The organism is Pseudomonas sp. Sample_11 (assembly GCF_004307505.1).
GTDB classification, from domain to species: domain Bacteria; phylum Pseudomonadota; class Gammaproteobacteria; order Pseudomonadales; family Pseudomonadaceae; genus Aquipseudomonas; species Aquipseudomonas atacamensis.
In genome coordinates this window covers 55,307-72,714 of sequence record NZ_RCOD01000106.1, presented here as the reverse complement: position 1 = coordinate 72,714, position 17,408 = coordinate 55,307, and the positions used below count along the sequence as shown (strand labels likewise).

Annotated in this window: 16 protein-coding genes; 13 read left to right on the top strand and 3 right to left on the bottom strand. The window is 59.3% G+C overall.

From position 1 onward, the window contains the following. Nucleotides 1–268 precede the first annotated feature (268 nt). From D8U60_RS27505 to ispD, 5 genes are all read left to right on the top strand, one after another. Nucleotides 269–1,900, top strand: coding sequence for a CTP synthase (locus tag D8U60_RS27505; protein WP_016771462.1), 1,632 nt, complete (start codon nt 269–271; stop codon nt 1,898–1,900). A gap of 4 nt (nt 1,901–1,904) precedes the next feature. Continuing rightward, nucleotides 1,905–2,750 carry a 3-deoxy-8-phosphooctulonate synthase gene (gene kdsA, locus D8U60_RS27500; protein WP_016985082.1) on the top strand — a complete coding sequence of 282 codons (846 nt, stop codon included), beginning with the start codon at nt 1,905–1,907 and terminating at the stop codon, nt 2,748–2,750. Between the two features lie 155 nt (nt 2,751–2,905). Then, entirely contained in the window at nt 2,906–4,195 is a 1,290-nt protein-coding gene (eno, locus tag D8U60_RS27495) for a phosphopyruvate hydratase (protein ID WP_041478121.1), read from the top strand. A gap of 169 nt (nt 4,196–4,364) precedes the next feature. After that, entirely contained in the window at nt 4,365–4,643 is a 279-nt protein-coding gene (ftsB, locus tag D8U60_RS27490; protein ID WP_016771460.1) for a cell division protein FtsB, read from the top strand. Then, complete coding sequence (gene ispD, locus D8U60_RS27485; protein WP_130901403.1) at nt 4,640–5,347, top strand: 2-C-methyl-D-erythritol 4-phosphate cytidylyltransferase; 708 nt, start codon at nt 4,640–4,642, stop codon at nt 5,345–5,347. Before ftsB ends, ispD begins: the two co-directional genes overlap by 4 nt. Before the next feature lie 87 nt (nt 5,348–5,434). Here ispD and D8U60_RS27480 read toward each other — a convergent pair whose 3' ends face one another. Then, a complete protein-coding gene (locus tag D8U60_RS27480; protein WP_122610696.1) occupies nt 5,435–6,331 on the bottom strand; it encodes a LysR substrate-binding domain-containing protein in 897 nt (298 codons plus the stop codon). 116 nt (nt 6,332–6,447) lie between these two features. On the opposite strand from D8U60_RS27480, the gene D8U60_RS27475 reads away from it, so the two are divergent. From D8U60_RS27475 to rpoS, 8 genes are all read left to right on the top strand, one after another. Continuing rightward, nucleotides 6,448–7,560, top strand: coding sequence for an S-(hydroxymethyl)glutathione dehydrogenase/class III alcohol dehydrogenase (locus D8U60_RS27475; protein WP_110600129.1), 1,113 nt, complete (start codon nt 6,448–6,450; stop codon nt 7,558–7,560). Nucleotides 7,561–7,656: 96 nt separating this feature from the next. Next, complete coding sequence (fghA, locus tag D8U60_RS27470; RefSeq protein WP_122505710.1) at nt 7,657–8,502, top strand: S-formylglutathione hydrolase; 846 nt, start codon at nt 7,657–7,659, stop codon at nt 8,500–8,502. Between the two features lie 43 nt (nt 8,503–8,545). Then, nucleotides 8,546–9,019, top strand: a complete 474-nt coding sequence (ispF, locus tag D8U60_RS27465) for a 2-C-methyl-D-erythritol 2,4-cyclodiphosphate synthase (protein WP_039762489.1) — start codon at nt 8,546–8,548, stop codon at nt 9,017–9,019. After that, nucleotides 9,016–10,074 (top strand): tRNA pseudouridine(13) synthase TruD, encoded by a 1,059-nt coding sequence (gene truD, locus D8U60_RS27460; protein WP_130901402.1) that lies wholly within the window; start codon nt 9,016–9,018, stop codon nt 10,072–10,074. The genes ispF and truD overlap by 4 nt, the downstream gene beginning before the upstream one ends. Next, complete coding sequence (surE, locus tag D8U60_RS27455) at nt 10,062–10,811, top strand: 5'/3'-nucleotidase SurE (protein ID WP_024011837.1); 750 nt, start codon at nt 10,062–10,064, stop codon at nt 10,809–10,811. The genes truD and surE overlap by 13 nt, the downstream gene beginning before the upstream one ends. A 38-nt stretch (nt 10,812–10,849) precedes the next feature. Continuing rightward, the gene (locus D8U60_RS27450; RefSeq protein ID WP_160768345.1) at nt 10,850–11,485 is read left to right on the top strand and encodes a protein-L-isoaspartate(D-aspartate) O-methyltransferase; all 636 of its coding nucleotides are present in this window, start codon (nt 10,850–10,852) and stop codon (nt 11,483–11,485) included. Between the two features lie 211 nt (nt 11,486–11,696). Further along, complete coding sequence (locus D8U60_RS27445; RefSeq protein ID WP_016771452.1) at nt 11,697–12,566, top strand: peptidoglycan DD-metalloendopeptidase family protein; 870 nt, start codon at nt 11,697–11,699, stop codon at nt 12,564–12,566. 106 nt (nt 12,567–12,672) lie between these two features. Next, nucleotides 12,673–13,680, top strand: a complete 1,008-nt coding sequence (gene rpoS, locus D8U60_RS27440) for an RNA polymerase sigma factor RpoS (RefSeq protein ID WP_016771451.1) — start codon at nt 12,673–12,675, stop codon at nt 13,678–13,680. Between the two features lie 533 nt (nt 13,681–14,213). Here the strand turns inward: rpoS and fdxA are convergent. After that, nucleotides 14,214–14,537: a ferredoxin FdxA gene (gene fdxA, locus D8U60_RS27435; protein ID WP_016771449.1), complete on the bottom strand. Its 324-nt coding sequence runs from the start codon at nt 14,535–14,537 to the stop codon at nt 14,214–14,216. 163 nt (nt 14,538–14,700) lie between these two features. Further along, nucleotides 14,701–17,283, bottom strand: a complete 2,583-nt coding sequence (mutS, locus tag D8U60_RS27430; RefSeq protein ID WP_041478113.1) for a DNA mismatch repair protein MutS — start codon at nt 17,281–17,283, stop codon at nt 14,701–14,703. Between the last annotated feature and the right edge of the window lie 125 nt (nt 17,284–17,408).

Below are 17,408 nucleotides of genomic sequence, written 5' to 3'. Positions count from 1 at the left end.
CATTCCGGTAGACTACGCTCCCTTCTTGATACAACTTCTGTGGATTCGCCTGAATTGCAGGAGTTGCCGATTACCAAGCAGTCTTTGCTGGGCGATTCCAAAAAATGTGTAGCGAGCAACGTACCGGTGTTTCATCTGCCGGTCTGTCACAACGCGGCGGTTTTTTCGAAAGGTGCACTGTGATTAATGCAGGTGATCGGGGGCTTCGGCCTTCCTTCGCTTTCCCCGGCGGCTCGTTCCGCTTTAACGCAGACTTCTAGGGTTTTTCATGACGCGCTACATATTCGTCACGGGCGGTGTTGTTTCTTCATTGGGGAAAGGCATTGCCTCGGCTTCATTGGCGGCTATCCTGGAGGCGCGGGGGCTTAAGGTCACCATGCTGAAGCTGGATCCGTACATCAACGTCGATCCAGGCACCATGAGTCCGTTCCAGCACGGTGAAGTGTTCGTCACCCATGACGGCGCCGAGACCGACCTGGATCTGGGGCACTACGAGCGGTTCATCCGCACGACCATGACCCAGAACAACAACTTCACCACCGGCCGTGTCTACGAGCACGTGCTGCGCAAAGAGCGCCGTGGTGACTACCTGGGTGCAACCATCCAGGTGATTCCGCACATCACCGACGAAATCAAGCGCCGCATCATCAAGGGCGCGGGCGATGCCGACGTGGCGATGGTCGAGATCGGTGGCACCGTGGGTGACATCGAGTCGCAACCGTTCCTCGAAGCCATCCGCCAGTTGCGTTTCGAAGTCGGCGCCAAGCGCGCGATGCTGATGCATCTGACGCTGGTGCCGTACATCGCCACCGCTGGCGAAACCAAGACCAAACCGACCCAGCACTCCGTCAAGGAACTGCGTTCGATCGGTCTGCAGCCAGACGTGCTGGTGTGCCGTTCCGATCACCCGATCGACGTGTCCTCGCGTCGCAAGATCGCGCAATTCACCAACGTTGAAGAGCGTGCGGTAATCGCGCTGGAAGACGCCGATACCATCTACAAGATCCCGGGCATCCTGCATTCGCAGGGTCTGGACGATTTCGTCGTTGAGCGTTTCGGTCTGCAGTGCGGCAGCGCCGATCTGTCCGAGTGGGACGCAGTGGTTGACGCCAAGCTGAACCCGGAACACGAAGTGACCATCGCCATGGTCGGCAAGTACATGGAACTGCTCGACGCCTACAAGTCGCTGATCGAAGCGATGAGTCATGCCGGTATCAGCAACCGCACCAAGGTCAACCTGCGCTACATCGATTCCGAAGACATCGAGAACCAGGGCACTGCGCTGCTCGAAGGTGTCGACGCGATTCTGGTGCCGGGCGGCTTCGGTCTGCGTGGCGTGGAAGGCAAGATCACTGCCGTTCAGTACGCTCGCGAAAACAAGGTTCCGTACCTCGGCATCTGCCTGGGCATGCAAGTGGCGGTCATCGAGTTCGCCCGTAACGTGCTGGGCTGGAAAGACGCCAACTCCACCGAGTTCGATCGTGCCAGCGGCCATCCGGTTGTCGGTCTGATCACCGAGTGGGAAGACGCCACCGGCGCTGTCGAAGTGCGTACCGAAGCGTCCGATCTGGGCGGCACCATGCGTCTCGGCGCACAGGATTGCCTGCTTGAGCCGGGCTCCAAAGTCCATGATTGCTACGGCAAGGACGTGATTGTCGAGCGTCACCGTCACCGTTACGAAGTGAACAACAACCTGCTGCCGCAGATCATCGAAGCCGGCCTGAAGATTTCCGGTCGCTCCGCCGATGCTGCGCTGGTCGAAGTGGTTGAAGCGCCGGATCATCCATGGTTCGTTGCCTGCCAGTTCCACCCTGAGTTCACCTCGACCCCACGCGACGGTCATCCGCTGTTCAGCGGTTTCGTCAAAGCCGCGTTGGCTCAACACCAGAAGAAGGCGTAACCCGATGGCACAGAAGATCATCCGCGTCGGCGACATCGAGATTGCCAACGACAAACCCATGGTCCTGTTCGGCGGCATGAACGTGCTGGAAAGCCGGGACATGGCCATGCAGGTTTGCGAAGAGTACGTGAAGGTCACCGAGAAACTCGGTATCCCTTACGTGTTCAAGGCCAGCTTCGACAAGGCCAACCGTTCTTCTGTGACTTCGTATCGTGGTCCTGGCCTGGAAGAGGGCATGCGCATCTTCCAGGACATCAAGCAAGCGTTCGGCGTGCCGATCATCACCGACGTCCACGAGCCGGATCAGGCTGCGGTGGTCGCTGAGGTCTGCGACATCATCCAGCTGCCGGCCTTCCTGTCGCGTCAGACCGATCTGGTCGTCGCGATGGCCAAGACCAATGCCGTGATCAACATCAAGAAAGCCCAGTTCCTCGCACCTCAGGAAATGAAACACATCCTGAACAAGTGCGTGGAAGCCGGTAACGATCAGTTGATCCTCTGCGAGCGCGGTTCGAGCTTCGGCTACAACAACCTCGTGGTCGACATGCTCGGCTTCGGCATCATGAAGCAGTTCGAATACCCGGTATTCTTCGACGTGACCCACGCGCTGCAAATGCCTGGCGGTCGTGCCGACTCCGCCGGCGGTCGCCGTGCCCAGGTTCTGGATCTGGCCAAGGCCGGCATGAGCCAGTCGCTGGCGGGTCTGTTCCTCGAAGCGCATCCGGATCCGGACAACGCCAAATGCGACGGCCCTTGCGCCTTGCGTCTGGACAAACTGGAGCCATTCCTGGCCCAGCTCAAAGCTCTGGACGAACTGGTGAAGAGTTTTCCGACGGTAGAAACCGCGTAACGCTCGATTCTCCGGTAAAGTACCGCACGATTTGTCGCTCATGCCCTCGGGCGTGAGCGTTGTCGTCTGCAAGTCTGCCCGCTGTACTTCGCTTGCCGACGATAAAGATTTCCTCTAGCTGCGTCGTTTTCGTCAACTTTGGAGTGTTTACAACAATGGCAAAAATCGTCGACATCAAAGGTCGTGAAGTTCTCGACTCCCGTGGCAATCCCACCGTGGAAGCGGACGTGCTTCTCGACAACGGCATCATCGGCAGCGCCTGCGCGCCGTCCGGTGCATCCACTGGCTCGCGTGAAGCGCTCGAGCTGCGTGATGGCGACAAGAGCCGTTACCTGGGCAAGGGCGTGCTCAAGGCGGTAGCCAACATCAACGGTCCGATCCGCGATCTGCTGCTGGGCACCGACCCGAGCGACCAGAAAGCCCTCGACCAAGCGATGATCAAGCTCGACGGTACCGAAAACAAAGCGACCCTGGGCGCCAACGCCATCCTCGCCGTGTCCCTGGCTGCGGCCAAGGCAGCTGCGCAGGATCAGGATCTGCCGCTGTACGCGCACATCGCCAACCTCAACGGCACCCCGGGTGTGTACTCGATGCCGGTACCGATGATGAACATCATCAACGGTGGCGAGCACGCCGATAACAACGTCGACATCCAGGAATTCATGGTCCAGCCAGTTGGCGCCAAGTCTTTCTCGGAAGGTCTGCGCATGGGCACCGAGATTTTCCATCACCTGAAAGCTGTGCTGAAGGCTCGTGGTCTGAGCACTGCCGTTGGCGACGAAGGCGGTTTCGCGCCGAATCTGGCTTCCAACGAAGATGCGTTGAAAGTGATCTCCGAAGCCGTGGCCAACGCCGGTTACAAGCTGGGCACCGACGTGACCCTGGCGCTGGACTGCGCCGCGAGCGAGTTCTACGAAGACGGCAAGTACAACCTGTCCGGTGAAGGCCAGGTGTTCACTGCTGAAGGTTTCGCCGACTACCTCAAAGGTCTGACCGAGCGTTACCCGATCATCTCCATCGAAGACGGTCTGGACGAATCCGACTGGGCTGGCTGGAAAATCCTCACCGACAAGATCGGCGAGAAGACCCAGCTGGTGGGCGACGACCTGTTCGTGACCAACACCAAGATCCTCAAAGAAGGCATCGATAAAAAGATCGCCAACTCGATCCTGATCAAGTTCAACCAGATCGGCACCCTGACCGAAACCCTGGAAGCCATCCAGATGGCCAAGGCTGCCGGTTACACCGCCGTGATCTCGCACCGCTCCGGCGAAACCGAAGATTCGACCATTGCCGACCTGGCTGTGGGCACCTCGGCTGGCCAGATCAAGACCGGTTCGCTGTGCCGCTCCGACCGCGTTTCCAAGTACAACCAACTGCTGCGTATCGAAGAGCAGTTGAACGGCAAGGCCAAGTACAACGGCCGTGCCGAGTTCCGCGGTTAAGCGCAACCTGATCAAAGGACACCGGATTGTGTCGGAAAAGTCGTGACAGCGATGGATTTGCCACTAATCTGATGCCTTAAGCACAAGCCTGGATCTTTCCAGGCTTCGTGCTATCAGATGCTGCAACATTATGCGTGGCTGTCTTTTTTCACTGGATACCTGATATTCGATGCGCAGTCCTTACTGGTTGTTTCTTGTTTTGCTCTTGCTCCTGGCCGGTCTGCAGTACCGCCTGTGGGTGGGCAATGGCAGTCTGGCGCAGGTCGCCGAGCTGAAACAGCAGATCGCCGAGCAACATGCCGAGAACGAAGGCCTGCTGGAGCGCAACCGGGTGATGGACGCTGAAGTCAGCGAGCTGAAGAAAGGCATGGAGACCGTCGAAGAGCGGGCTCGTCACGAACTGGGCATGGTCAAGGACGGCGAAACCCTTTACCAGTTGGCCCAATGATCAATTCCCTGCCGGCCTTCTGGGCCGTGATTCCTGCCGCGGGCGTCGGTGCCCGAATGGCCGCGGACCGTCCCAAGCAATATCTGCAACTGGGCGGGCGCACAATTCTCGAACACAGCCTCGGCTGTTTCCTTGATCACCCGAGCCTCAAGGGCCTGGTGGTCAGTCTTGCTGTCGATGATCCCTATTGGCCGAATCTGGCATGCGTCAACGATCCGCGCATTCAGCGGGTTGATGGCGGCGCGGAGCGTTCCGCGTCGGTGCTCAATGCCTTGCTGCATCTGCATGCGCAAGGTGCCGACGATGACGATTGGGTGCTGGTGCACGATGCGGCCCGGCCGAATCTGAGTCGCGATGATCTCGACAAGTTGCTTGCCGAACTCGCGGATGACCCGGTCGGTGGTCTGTTGGCGGTGCCCGCTCGCGACACGCTCAAACGCGTTGATAACAACGGTCGTGTGGTTGAAACGGTGGACCGCAGTGTGATCTGGCAGGCGTATACGCCGCAGATGTTTCGCCTCGGCGCGTTGCATCGGGCGCTGGCGGACAGTCTGGTGGCTGATGCGCTGATTACCGATGAGGCCTCGGCGATGGAGTGGGCCGGTCTGGCACCGCGTCTGATCGAAGGGCGGGCGGATAATCTCAAGGTGACCCGACCGGAAGATCTGGAGTGGTTGCGCCAGCGGTGGGCGAATCGCTCTTAAAGGCCAAAAGATCGCAGCCTTCGGCAGCTCCTACAGGGGAATGCGATCTACTGTAGGAGCTGCCGAAGGCTGCGATCTTTTGGCTTTTCAATGCCGATATTCCGGGCGCTCCGCCAGCCCCACCTTCAAATAGTCCACCAACTTGCGCACCTTCGGCGACAGATGCCGCTGCTGCGGATACAGCGCCCACACCGCCGTATTAGGCGGCTGATGCGCCTCGAGCAAGGAAATCAGCGCGCCGCTGTGCAGGTGCTCGAGCACGTAATAGTCCGGCAACTGACACAATCCGACACCCTGAAGCGCCGCATCCAGCACCGCCTGCCCACTGTTGCAACGCCAGTTGCCCTGCACCCGCTGGGAAAATTCCCGCCCGTTCTGTTCCAGTTGCCAGATATCCGAACTGCCGATCAGGCAATTGTGTCGACTCAATTCCGACAAACTGTGTGGGCGCCCATACCGTTCCAGGTAGGAAGGCGACGCGCACAGGTACATTCTCCGTGGTGCCAGGCGTGTCGCGACCAAGCGAGAATCCTGTAACCGTCCCAGACGGATCGCCAGATCCAGCCCTTCATGCACCAGGTCCAGCTGGCGATTGCTCAGCTCGATATCGATACGCAGCTGCGGGTACAGCCCCATGAAGCGAGTCACCAGCGGCACGATAAAGCGTTCGCCATAGGCCACCGCGCAGGTCATGCGCAGCATGCCTTTCGGTTCGCTGGTCAGATCGCCTACCGCGCGCAAGGCTTCTTCGCGACCGTCCTGCAGGCGCTGGCAATGTTGCAGGAAAGTCTGCCCGGCTTCGGTCAACGTAACTCGCCGGGTGCTGCGGTAGAGCAGGCGCGTCTGCAAACGCTCTTCGAGCCGTACGATTTGTCGACTGATGTGCGAGGAAGAAACCCCAAGACGCTCGGCAGCGGCGGTGAATTGGTTGCATTCGGCGACGGCAACGAACTCGTCGATGCCTTCCCAGCGGTTTTCCGACACTTGGATTATCCCTGTATGGCAATAATGTTTTGCTTTCGTCCTGATTATTCCTCAGGGCGCGCTGAACTACACTGTCTGTCTGCTTTTTTATTTATTGGGTTCACTGGAGAGTCAGCATGATCAAGTCGCGCGCCGCCGTTGCCTTCGAGGCCAAGAAGCCGCTGGAAATCGTAGAAGTCGATGTCGCCATGCCGAAGGCTGGTGAGGTGTTGCTGCGCGTTGTCGCTTCCGGGGTGTGCCACACCGATGCCTACACCTTGTCCGGCGCAGACCCGGAAGGCATCTTCCCGTCGATCCTCGGCCACGAGGGTGGCGCCATCGTTGAAGCGATCGGCGAGGGCGTGACCTCGGTTGCCGTCGGCGACCACGTCATTCCGCTGTACACCCCGGAATGCGGCCAGTGCAAATTCTGCAAGTCGGGCAAGACCAACCTCTGCCAGGCGATTCGCGCCACCCAAGGCAAGGGCCTGATGCCGGACGGCACTTCGCGCTTTTCCTACAAGGGCGAAACGATTTTCCACTACATGGGGACGTCGACGTTTTCGGAATACACCGTGCTCCCGGAAATCTCCGTGGCCAAGATCTCCAAAGACGCGCCGCTGGAAAAGGTCTGCCTGCTCGGTTGCGGCGTGACCACCGGTATCGGCGCCGTGCTCAATACCGCCAAGGTCAAACCGGGTGACACCGTGGCCATCTTCGGTCTCGGCGGTATCGGCTTGTCGGCCGTGATCGGGGCGGTGAAAGCCAAGGCTGCGCGCATCATCGCCATCGACATCAACCCGGCCAAGTTCGAGATCGCCAAACAACTGGGTGCCACCGATTGCGTGAACCCGAAAGATTACGATCGTCCGATCCAGGAAGTGATCGTCGACATGACCGATGGCGGCGTCGACTTCTCCTTCGAGTGCATCGGCAATGTGCAACTGATGCGCGCCGCGCTTGAGTGCTGCCACAAAGGCTGGGGCGAGTCGGTCATCATCGGTGTCGCCGGTGCCGGTCAGGAAATCGCTACCCGTCCGTTCCAGTTGGTTACCGGTCGCGTCTGGCGCGGTTCGGCGTTCGGCGGCGTGCGTGGCCGTACTGAATTGCCGAGCTACGTCGACATGGCCCAGAGCGGCGAGATCCCGCTGGATACCTTCATCACCCACACCATGGGCCTGGAAGATATCAACAAGGCGTTCGACCTGATGCACGAAGGCAAGAGCATCCGCACCGTCATTCATTTCTAACAGCAGCCCCGAGCTGCAAGCTTCAAGCTGCAAGTAAAGGCGTTCGTGCTTTTTCTTGAAGCTTGCGGCTTGCAGCTTACAGCTAGGGAGAATCCCTTGAATCTGGAAAACATTTCCTGTCAGAAGAGTTTCGGTGGCTGGCACAAGCGTTATCGCCATCGCTCCGAAGTGCTTGATTGCGACATGGTCTTCGCCGTGTACCTGCCGCCGCAAGCGGAGCAGGGCGGCAAGCTGCCAGTGCTGTACTGGTTGTCCGGGCTGACCTGCACCGATGAGAACTTCATGCAGAAGGCCGGTGCGATGCGCATGGCTGCCGAGCTTGGTTTGATTATCGTTGCCCCGGACACCAGCCCACGCGGTCCGGATGTTCCGGACGATGCAGACAAGGCTTGGGATTTCGGTCTCGGCGCCGGGTTTTATCTGAACGCCACCCAGGAGCCATGGGCGCATCATTATCAGATGCATGACTATGTCGTGAAGGAATTGCCCGCACTGGTAGAAGCGCATTTTCCCGCGTCCGACAAGCGCAGCATCAGCGGACACTCGATGGGCGGCCACGGTGCCTTGGTCTGTGCCTTGCGCAATCCTGGGCGGTATAAATCGGTTTCGGCCTTTTCGCCGATCACCCATCCGATCGATTGCCCGTGGGGGCAGAAAGCGTTCTCTCATTACTTGGGCGAAGACCGTTCGAAGTGGAAGGAGTGGGATGCCTGTGTGCTGATCGCGGAGGCGACGGAGAAGTTGCCGTTGTTGGTCGATCAAGGGGATCGTGACGATTTCCTCGCCACGCAATTGAAACCCGAGGCCTTGCAACACTCAGCAAAACAAGCGGCGCATCCGCTGGAGCTGCGCCTGCAACCGGGCTACGACCACAGCTATTTCTTCATCTCAAGCTTCATTGACGACCACTTGCAGCATCACGCACGCGCTCTGCGCGGTTAATGCAGGTAGAATCACGCCCTGACAAAAATCGGGGCGTTTTTTTATGCGTATTGGCCACGGCTACGATGTGCACCGTTTCGCTGAAGGCGATTTCATTACTCTGGGCGGCGTGCAGATTGCACACGGCTTCGGGCTGCTCGCTCATTCCGACGGTGACGTCCTGCTGCACGCCTTGAGCGATGCCTTGCTCGGCGCGGCGGCGCTGGGTGATATCGGCAAACACTTCCCGGACACCGATCCGCAATTCAAGGGCGCCGACAGCCGTGTGCTGTTGCGTCATGTGGTCAGTCTGATCCACGCCAAGGGCTGGAAAGTCGGCAACGTCGACAACACCATCGTTGCCCAGGCGCCAAAAATGGCGCCGCATATCGAATCGATGCGCGCGCTGATCGCGGCGGATCTTCAAGTTGAGTTGGATCAAGTGAACGTCAAAGCTACCACCACCGAAAAGCTTGGCTTTGTCGGTCGCGAAGAAGGTATCGCCGTGCACTCCGTTGCCTTGTTGCTGCGCGCATGAATGAACTGCAATTGCTCGGCCCACGGGCCTATGGCGAACCCCTCGGCACAGCGGTACTGAAAGCCATCGCCGAAGATTTCCAGGTCGATGAAGTGCTGGATATTCCGTTCAGCGGTGACGGCGAACATCTGTGGATCTGGGTGGAAAAGCGCGGCCTCAATACCGAAGAAGCGGCGCGGCGGATCGCCAAAGCGGCGGGCGTGCCGTTGCGCACCGTCAGCTATGCCGGGCTGAAGGATCGTCAGGCCCTGACCCGACAGTGGTTCAGCGTGCAATTGCCGGGCAAGGCCGACCCGGATCTGTCGGCGGCGGAAAACGACACGCTGAAGATCCTCAAGACCACGCGCCACAAGCGCAAGCTGCAACGTGGTGCGCATTCGGCTAATGGCTTCACCCTGCGCCTGACTCAATTCAATGGCGACAAAGACGCGATTGAGCAGCGGCTGCAACTGATCGCCAAACAAGGCATCCCCAATTATTTCGGCGCTCAGCGCTTCGGCCATGACGGCGGCAACGTTGTCGATGCGCGGGCGTGGGCGGCGCGCAAGGCTTTGCCGGAACAGCGTAATGTGCGATCGCGGTTACTGTCGACGGTGCGTAGCTTTCTGTTCAACCAGGTGCTGGCGGCGCGCGTCGCCGATGGCACCTGGAACACCGCACTGGTGGGCGATCTGTTGGCCTTTACTGACAGCCGCAGCTTTTTCCCGGCCGGCGAAGCCGAATGCAGCGACCCGCGTCTGTCGATTCTGGACCTGCACCCGACCGGTCCGCAGTGGGGCGAAGGTGACTCGCCAACCGCTGGCGCAGTCCATGAACTGGAGCAGGAGATCGCCGCCCGCGAAGCGGATCTGCGTGACTGGTTGATCCACGCCGGCATGAGCCAAGAACGTCGCATCCTGCGGCTGCCCATTGGCGGGTTGACGTGGCATTATCCCCAACCTGACATTCTGCAACTGGAATTCGTCCTCCCGGCCGGATGCTTTGCCACTGTATTGGTGCGCGAGCTCGTTGATCTGGTGCCGGTGGGGCAGACGGACAGCCCATGCGTATTCTGATTTCTAACGACGATGGGGTAACCGCGCCCGGTCTCGCCGCGCTTTATGCTGCGCTGGCGGATTACACCGAATGCGTGGTTATCGCCCCGGAGCAGGACAAAAGCGGCGCCAGCAGTTCGCTGACGCTCGACCGTCCGCTGCACCCGCAATACCTGGCCAACGGCTTTATCAGCCTCAACGGTACACCGACCGATTGCATTCACCTGGGCCTCAACGGCTTGCTTGAGCGCGAAGCGGACATGGTGGTTTCCGGCATCAACCTGGGCGCCAACCTCGGTGACGACGTGCTGTATTCCGGAACCGTGGCGGCAGCCCTTGAAGGACGATTTCTCGAGCGCCCATCGTTTGCCTTTTCACTGGTCTCGCGTCAGGTGGATAACCTGCCGACTGCGGCCTACTTTGCGCGCAAACTGGTCGAGGCCCACGCCGGGCTCGATCTGCCACCGCGCACGGTACTCAATGTGAATATTCCCAATCTGCCCATTGATCACATCCGTGGTATCCAGTTGACCCGTCTCGGCCATCGCGCCCGCGCGGCGGCGCCGATGAAAGTGGTCGATCCGCGCGGCAAGGCCGGTTACTGGATTGCTGCTGCCGGCGACGCCGAAGATGGCGGCCCGGGCACCGATTTTCATGCCGTGATGCAGGGTTATGTGTCCATCACACCGTTGCAGCTCGATCGCACCTTCAATGATGCCTTCAGAAGTCTTGATGGCTGGCTGGGGGGGCTGAGCTGATGCGTGAACATGACGACCGCCTGCGCAGCGGCATTGGCATGACGTCCCAGCGTACGCGCGAGCGACTGATCCAGCGGCTGTATGAAGAAGGCGTGTCGAACGCCAAAGTCCTGGAAGTGATCCGCCGCACACCGCGTCACCTGTTTGTCGACGAGGCGCTGGCGCACCGCGCTTATGAAGACACCGCGCTGCCGATCGGCAACAACCAGACCATCTCCCAGCCTTACATGGTGGCGCGCATGAGCGAGCTGCTGCTGGAGGCCGGCCCGCTGGATAAAGTGTTGGAGATCGGCACCGGTTCCGGCTACCAGACAGCGGTGTTGTCGCAACTGGTTGAACGGGTGTTTTCCGTCGAGCGCATCAAGGTGTTGCAGGATCGCGCCAAGGAGCGTCTGGTCGAGCTGAACCTGCGCAACGTGGTATTTCGCTGGGGCGATGGCTGGGAAGGCTGGCCGGCGCTGGCGCCCTACAACGGCATCATCGTCACCGCCGTTGCCACCGATGTACCGCAAGCTTTGCTGGATCAACTGGCCCCCGGTGGGCGCATGGTGATTCCGGTCGGCTCCGGTGAAGTGCAACAACTGATGCTGATCGTGCGCGAAGAACATGGCTTTTCCCGACACGTTCTGGGCGCTGTGCGTTTCGTGCCTTTGCTCAATGGGCCACTGGCCTGAGCATTTGCAAACAGTCGCTGAATTCCTTTCAACGGCGCCGGTCTTACACCGGCAGCCAGAGTTTAAACGCAGCGTACTTGCCCCTGGCAAACGTGTGCGTCCGGTGATTTCGCGTCATTAAAGGTAAAGCCGTTTCGGCCCGTTATACTTGCGACACTTCATGCCGCAGTGCGGCATTCAGAATTTTCAGCCACCACAAAGGGAGCGGCGGGTGAGTCTCACAGTCATTGCGCAGCGTATGGGTAACACGAGCTTTCAGCGCCTGGTGACTGGCCTTGTCTTGAGCACCTTGCTGGTCGGTTGCTCCAGCACCAAATCGAGCAACGTACGGGTTGTCGATCGCAATAATTCGGTCGCACAACGTCCGACCGTTACTACCGGGCAATATGTAGTCCGCCCCGGCGATACCTTGTTTTCGATCGCCTTTCGTTACGGCTGGGACTACAAAACCCTCGCCGCCCGGAACAATATTCCTACGCCATATACGATCCATCCGGGTCAGACAATTCGCTTCGACGGGCGCAGCGGTTCAACGCCGACAGCGGTGGTGAGCAACTCCAGTTCTTCACCTTCTTCGTCGAGTAAAACCACGGTAATCCGGCGCCAGGCGAATGGCACCACAACCACTACAACCACCGGTTCCAAAGGGGTTGTACCGTCCGTCGCGAGCAAACCTGCACCCGCTCCACTGCCTCCGGCAGGCCCGGCCCCGACCGGCTGGGGATGGCCATCTAATGGCGTTCTGATTGGAAAATTCTCTTCAAACGGTAGTTTGAATAAAGGAATTGATATCGCCGGAGATTTGGGACAGCCTGTTTTAGCTGCGTCTGATGGGACGGTCGTATACGCCGGGAGTGGCTTAAGGGGCTACGGCGAATTGGTCATCATCAAACACAGCGAAACCTACGTCAGTGCTTACGGACATAACCGCAGGCTGTTGGTTCGGGAGGGGCAGCAGGTCAAGGTCGGACAGACAATTGCCGAAATGGGGTCAACGGGTACAGACCGGGTGAAACTGCATTTTGAGATTCGCCGCCAAGGTAAACCTGTGGATCCGCTGCAGTTCCTGCCAAGACGTTGATTTGTAGGCCAGCCTGTTCCGTCGCGTAGAGGGGACAGGCTCCAGCGTTGCCAAGGATAAAGGCGTCGCTTGAGCTTGGGGTCGAACTCACCAAAGGACTATAACAATGGCTCTCAGTAAAGAAGTGCCGGAGTTTGACATCGACGATGAGGTTCTCCTTATGGAGACCGGCATCGATTCGGATTCGATGTTGAATGATGAAGGGGCTGCTCCACCTTCCGTTCGTTCCAAATCCAGACACTCCGCCACACTCAAACAACATAAATACATCGACTACACTCGGGCACTTGATGCCACGCAGCTGTATCTCAACGAAATCGGCTTTTCCCCTCTGCTCTCCCCGGAAGAAGAAGTTCATTTTGCGCGCTTGTCGCAAAGTGGCGATCCGGCCGGGCGCAAGCGCATGATCGAAAGTAACCTGCGGCTGGTCGTCAAGATCGCCCGGCGTTACGTCAATCGGGGGCTGTCGCTGCTGGATTTGATCGAAGAGGGCAACCTCGGCCTGATCCGCGCGGTGGAAAAGTTCGATCCCGAGCGCGGCTTCCGCTTCTCGACCTACGCCACGTGGTGGATCCGTCAGACCATCGAACGCGCGATCATGAATCAGACCCGGACCATCCGGTTGCCGATTCACGTGGTCAAGGAGCTCAACGTGTACCTGCGGGCCGCACGGGAGCTGACGCAAAAACTCGACCACGAACCTTCACCCGAAGAAATCGCCAACCTGCTGGAGAAACCGGTGGGCGAGGTCAAGCGCATGCTCGGCCTCAACGAAAGGGTTTCTTCGGTCGACGTCTCGCTGGGTCCGGATTCGGATAAAACCCTGCTGGACACCCTCACTGACGATCGTCCCACCGATCCGTGCGAACTGCTGCAGGACGATGACCTGTCGCAGAGCATCGATCAATGGCTGTCGGAACTGACCGACAAGCAGCGCGAGGTGGTGATTCGCCGCTTCGGCCTGCGCGGTCACGAAAGCAGTACGTTGGAAGATGTCGGCCTGGAGATCGGTCTGACCCGCGAGCGGGTGCGGCAGATCCAGGTGGAAGGCCTCAAGCGCCTTCGCGAGATCCTGGAGAAGAATGGCCTGTCGAGCGAGTCGCTGTTCCAATAAGCGCCTGATCGACCGCGCGCAAAAAAAGCCCCGGCTGATTCAATCAGTCGGGGCTTTTTGTTTATGCCTGTCTCGTGCATCGCGTTTGTCGGGCGAGGTGCCAGACGAGCGGTCAGCATTTTCTGAGTTTGTAGTCTCGCGCTGTAAGCCTTTGCTTACTGTGTCGTAAGTGTTCGTTATTTTTACACTTCGGCAGAAGGCGATTGCGATCAATGCTAAGCGGTAACTTGCTGATTTATATAAATAATTTTAAATTGTTGTGTCTTTATGTCAGCGTAGACCTGCGCCTGAGCCTGATTGCTCCGCTGCGGAAACTCTCTAATATCAGGGCTGTGTCGACGGACAGACACGCCCTTCACGGAAGAGGGGAACGGACATCGCAGGAGGCGATTCATCAGGACGATGAAAAGGACTACAGGGAATAGGGAAAAAATGTGGGCGGGTCATACCGCCCCTTTTTTCGTCTGAAGAAAAGTAAAACCTGCAAAAGCAAAAAGGCCCACAAGGGGCCTTTCAGTCGAGCGCGGGGTAGATCAGCGTTCGAGTTGTTCGATCTTGTTTGGCTTGCCATCCCAATCAGCAGAATCCGGAAGCGGATCCTTGCGCTCGGTGATGTTCGGCCAGATATCCGCCAGCTCGGCATTGAGCTCGATGAAGTTTTCCATGCCGCTTGGGATCTCGTCTTCCGAGAAGATCGCCACAGCCGGGCATTCTGGTTCACACAGCGCGCAGTCGATGCACTCGTCCGGGTGAATCACCAGGAAGTTCGGGCCTTCGTAAAAGCAGTCCACCGGACAGACTTCTACGCAGTCGGTGTACTTGCACTTGATGCAGTTGTCGGTGACGACGAAGGTCATTTCTAATTTTCTCCTCAGGCGGCGGCAGCGTTGCCCCTTCACGGTTGGGGTCGCCAGGTTCGGGAGCGATACCTGCTGACCAGGCTATGAGCCAGCAGCATCCCGAACCGCGCGAGATTCTAACAGCTTGAAGCGAATTGCGTTATATCCGCTTCTTCAGTGCTTATATCCGGTTCTTCAGTGCATAGAGCATTTCCAGCGCGCGGCGTGGCGTCATGTCGTCCAGATCGACCTTGGCCAATTCATCGAGCACCGGATGTGGCAGCGAGGCGAACATATCGCTTTGCTGCGGTGTCGACGGCTTGCCCTTGGCTGCCGGTTTCGGCGCCTCATGGGGCAGGGCTGTGTCTTCCAGACGACTCAGATGCTCACGCGCGCGCAGGATCACTTCGCTCGGCACACCAGCCAGTTGCGCGACCGCCAAGCCGTAGCTCTGGCTGGCCGGCCCAGGCAGAACATGGTGCAGGAACACGATGCGTTCGTTGTGCTCGGTCGCGTTGAGATGGACGTTGGCCACCAACGGCTCGGCTTCCGGCAACACGGTCAGTTCGAAGTAGTGGGTGGCGAACAGCGTATAGGCACGCAGATGAGCCAAGCGCTCGGCCGCCGCCCACGCCAGCGACAGACCGTCAAAGGTGCTGGTACCGCGCCCGACTTCGTCCATCAGGACCAGACTGCGCTCGGTGGCGTTATGCAGGATGTTGGCGGTTTCGCTCATCTCGACCATGAAGGTCGAGCGACCGCCGGCCAGATCATCGCTTGAGCCGATACGGGTGAAGATGCGGTCGACCAGCGATAACTCGCAACTGGCGGCCGGCACGAAACTTCCGATATGCGCCAGCAACACGATCAAAGCGGTTTGCCGCATGTAAGTGGATTTACCGCCCATGTTCGGGCCGGTGATGACCAGCATGCGCGTGTTGTCATCGAGGCTCAGGTCGTTGGCCACGAACGGCGTGGTCAGCACTTGCTCGACCACCGGGTGACGACCCTGGGTGATGCGCATGCACGGCTCGCTGACGAAACGCGGGCAGTTAAGGTCGAGGTTCAAGGCACGCTCGGCAAGGTTGCTCAGCACATCCAGCTCGGCCAAGGCGCCGGCGGTGTCCTGCAACGGCGGCAACTGGCTGATCAAGTCTTCGAGCAGCGCCTCATAAAGCATTTTTTCCCGAGCCAGCGCGCGACTCTTGGCCGACAGCGCCTTGTCTTCGAATTCTTTCAGCTCGGGCGTGATGAAACGCTCGGCGCCTTTGAGCGTCTGCCGGCGGATGTAGTCAGCGGGCGCCGATTCAGCCTGCTTGCTCGGCAGCTCGATGAAGTAGCCGTGGATACGGTTGTAGCCGACTTTCAGATTGGCCAGACCAGTACGGGCCTTCTCCCGGGCTTCGAGATCGATGAGGAACTGGCCGGCGTTTTCGCTCAGTGATTGCAGTTCATCGAGTTCGCTGTCGTAACCGGTTTTCAGCACGCCGCCGTCGCGGATCACCGCAGGCGGGTTGTCGATAATGGCTTTTGCCAGCAGCGCCGCCAGTTCTGGATAGGTGCTGGTGGTGGCCGCCAGATGCTGCAGGTGCGGCGCTTCCAGATCGGTCATCGCCACTTGCAGTTCGGGCAGTGCGCCGAGAGCGTCACGCAGACGCGCAAGGTCACGTGGTCGCGCATTACGCAGGCCGATTCGCGCCAGGATCCGCTCGATGTCGCCGATTTCCTTGAGCTGCGGTTGCAGCTTTTCAAAACGGTAGCCGTCGAGCAGGCAGCGAATCGACGTCTGGCGTGCCAGCAGCACTGTGAGGTCGCGCAACGGCCGGTTCAGCCAACGAGTCAGCAAACGGCTGCCCATGGCGGTCTGGCAACGATCGACTACCGATTGCAGGGTGTTGTCGCGGCCACCGGCCAGGTTGGTGTCGAGCTCCAGATTGCGTCGGCTGGCGCCGTCGAGCACCACGGTGTCATCGAGACGTTCGTGACGCAGGCTGCGCAAGTGGGGCAGGGCGGTGCGCTGGGTCTCTTTGGCGTAGGCCAGCAGGCAGCCGGCAGCGCCGATGGCCAGGGTCAGGTTTTCGCAGCCGAAGCCTTTCAGGTCTTGAGTGGAAAACTGCTGGCAGAGACTTTTCAACGCCGAGTCACGCTCAAAGTCCCACGGCGCACGACGACGTACGCCACGGCGTTTCTCCGCCGGCAGGTCTTTAGGCCAGTCATCCGGAATCAGCAGCTCAACCGGATTCACCCGCTCCAGTTCTGCCAGCAGGTTTTCCCAGCCTTTGATCTCAAGCACGGTGAAGTTGCCGCTGGTGATGTCCAGCACCGCCAGACCGAACAGGCGCTCATCGCCCAATACAGCTGCGATCAGGTTATCGCGGCGTTCATCGAGTAACGCTTCGTCGCTGACCGTTCCCGGCGTGATGATCCGTACGACTTGACGCTCCACCGGGCCTTTGCTGGTGGCCGGGTCGCCGACCTGCTCACAAATCACCACCGACTCGCCGAGCTTGACCAGTTTCGCCAGGTAACCTTCCGCCGCGTGGTAAGGAATCCCACACATCGGAATCGCCTGACCCGCCGACTGCCCGCGCGCGGTCAGGGTGATGTCCAGCAACTTGGCGGCTTTCTTCGCATCTTCGTAGAAGATTTCGTAGAAATCGCCCATGCGATAGAACATCAGCTGGTCCGGGTGCTGATTCTTCAGGCGCCAGTATTGCTGCATCATCGGAGTGTGGGAGGACAGGTCGGAGACGGCTTTATTCATCGGATTGTCGGGCAACTCGTTAAAAGATGTAGGGCAAAGCGCGGGCAGTGGCCGGGCTTTTCCGCGATGGGCGCAAGGTTACCATGGCCAGTCTGCCCGACGCAGGCACTGCGGTCGGGTGAGCG